General features: G+C 35.6%; 2 protein-coding genes. Both read left to right on the top strand.

Annotation, left to right across the window (positions count from 1 at the left end):
- Positions 1 to 589 precede the first annotated feature (589 nt).
- Positions 590 to 2107, top strand: coding sequence for a glycine betaine transporter OpuD (gene opuD / locus KI369_RS27755; protein ID WP_212958853.1), 1518 nt, complete (start codon positions 590 to 592; stop codon positions 2105 to 2107).
- 282 nt (positions 2108 to 2389) lie between these two features.
- A complete protein-coding gene (locus tag KI369_RS29715; RefSeq protein ID WP_000833067.1) occupies positions 2390 to 2524 on the top strand; it encodes a hypothetical protein in 135 nt (44 codons plus the stop codon).
- The last annotated feature ends 114 nt before the right edge of the window (positions 2525 to 2638 follow it).

Here is a 2638-nt window from a genome sequence, read left to right as displayed (position 1 = left end):
TTACAAACCATTCGTAATAAGTCGTTAACATGCTGTAATATAACAAAAAATATAGGAAAGCGTTTTTCACTCTATATGATTAGTAGGTTTCTACTTATATTCAAAATATTTAATACAACATATTGTTTTCGACGTAAATAAAAATATTACAGGGGTGTTACATGATGTTTACTAAACGATTACATTCCTTGAGTATTTTACCGTTTTATGGGTAATATAGTTATATAAACATAAACATTTCATTTGTGAAACTATAAACACGTGCTATATACTAGCAAAAAAACCGCATAATTGTTACAAAAAGAAAGGGTTGCAAGGAAGAAAAATGCCCTTTTTTACATCTGTAACACACCTTTTTTGGGGAAATACATTCCCATCCGCATTTTTCTCGCACAATTTGACAGCAGTATTTCGATCTTATAGCTCTTGCAGAGTGAAAAGGTTATACGGAAGGTAAGGCTGTCCATAAGAATTCGAATTGGTGAAGGTGAAAGTAAGAAAATCACCACAAAAATCATAGTTTTCTATCCGATTTTACATATCGGAATTTATGTTATTTACAAAAGTGAAACCTACGAAGGGGGATTTGATGAGGAAACTGACAAAAACATTCATCGTTTCATTAACATTATGTATTGCATTTACACTTTGGGGGATTATTCCCGAATCTATTATTGGAAAAGGTAGCCTAGGAAATGTAACAACCGCAATTCAAACTGCATTAGTTAGTAAGTTTGGATGGTTCTATATTATTTCTGTTTCTATTATTTTAGGTGTGTCTATCTTTTTAATTGTTTCGAAATACGGTTCTATTCGTTTAGGTAAAGATGATGATGAGCCTGATTATAGTTATATGACATGGTTTGCTATGTTATTTAGTGCTGGTATGGGTATCGGTTTAGTCTTCTGGGGCGTTGCGGAACCATTAAACCATTTGTATGCACCTCCGTTTGGAGAGAGTGCAACTGAGGAAAGTGCACGTCTTGCACTGCGTTTTTCATTTTTCCATTGGGGATTACATCCTTGGGGACTATATGCATTTGTAGCGCTTTGTATTGCTTACTTTACTTTTAGAAAAGGAAAAGCAAGTACAATTAGTGCGACAGTAGGGCCGTTATTTAAAGGCGGGGACCATGGACGTATTGCTCATTTATTTGATGTGTTAGCTGTTTTCGCGACTGTGTTTGGCGTGGCAACATCATTAGGTCTTGGTGCAAAACAAATTGCCGGTGGTGTTAGTTATTTAACATCCATCCCGAATTCATTAACGACTCAGTTAGTTATTATTGCAATCGTAACAGTGTTATTTATGTTATCTGCGCAAACAGGTCTTGATAAAGGAATTAAATATTTAAGTAATACGAATATTATTTTGGCATTTGCACTTATGATCATTGTATTATTTGCGGGTCCAACAAACTTTATTATGAATTACTTTACTTCGACAATCGGTTCTTATATTCAGGAATTGCCAAGCATGAGCTTCCGTTTAAGTCCATTAGATGAAGGTGGAAATCAATGGATTCAATCGTGGACAATTTTCTACTGGGCATGGTGGATCGCATGGTCACCATTCGTAGGTACATTTATTGCTCGTGTTTCACGAGGACGTACGATTCGTGAGTTTGTTATCGGTGTGTTACTCGTACCGACCGTAATTGGTGCACTTTGGTTCTCTGTTTTCGGCGGGACTGGTATTCATATGGAACTGTTCGGTGATGCACATATCTTTGAAAAAATTAAAGAGATGGGAACAGAAGTAGGATTATTCGCTATGTTTGATCAGATGGGAAGCTTTGGATCGGCCTTATCTGTTCTAGCTATTCTTCTTATTTCTACATTCTTTATTACATCTGCAGATTCAGCGACATTCGTTTTAGGAATGTTAACGACACATGGTAGTTTAAATCCGCCAAACCGCATTAAAATGATCTGGGGTATCGTTTTAGCAGCCTTAGCTTCTATCTTATTATATGTAGGTGGCTTAGAGGCCTTACAAACGGCAGCTATCATTGCAGCATTCCCATTCGTCTTCGTTATTTTCTTTATGATGGCAGCCTTATTTAAAGAGTTACAAAAAGAAGGACGTATAAAGCGTCATAAATAATAGAAGGAAAAAGAGCTGATTATGTATCAGCTCTTTTTTATATAGAAGGAACTTGAAGTGCAAGTAAGGGAAATAAAATACTTTACTATATTAGTAGTATGCCTTTTATACGAAGGAAAATCGATATATTTCGACAATGTTCGATATCTTGCGAATTCTATTCGTATTTTTGACAAAAAATTGTCGGAAATGTGTTGTCACGTTTATATATATGTGCTATATTATTTCCTGTAAGCGATTTCAAATAGTTTTAAAGCGTATTCAAGGGGGACATCTAGAATAATGAAACGTTACGAAAGAAAGTGGAAGCATATTTGTTTGAAACGTGTGGCACATCGTAGTGTCCAAGAAAGCACGGAACCTAAGACTGAAACGCGTAAAGAGCAACAAGAGAAGCAATTGGTTCTACAAAAATAGCAATCACTTTTTCGTATATAAATGAAGGTCGATCGTTCGTTGGGGGATGGACGTGAAATTACTTTCAGCTAAGGGGTATTGTCTGATATATAATTTATACGGCAATAAATAAGC

The organism is Bacillus sanguinis, from assembly GCF_018332475.1.
GTDB classification, from domain to species: domain Bacteria; phylum Bacillota; class Bacilli; order Bacillales; family Bacillaceae_G; genus Bacillus_A; species Bacillus_A sanguinis.
This window is presented reverse-complemented; position numbering and strand designations above follow the sequence as displayed.

What these genes read in the sequence shown, in the direction of transcription:
- opuD (WP_212958853.1), top strand. Translation starts at nt 590, where the DNA reads ATGAGGAAACTGACAAAAACATTCATCGTTTCATTAACATTATGTATT.
- KI369_RS29715 (WP_000833067.1), top strand. Translation starts at nt 2,390, where the DNA reads ATGAAACGTTACGAAAGAAAGTGGAAGCATATTTGTTTGAAACGTGTG.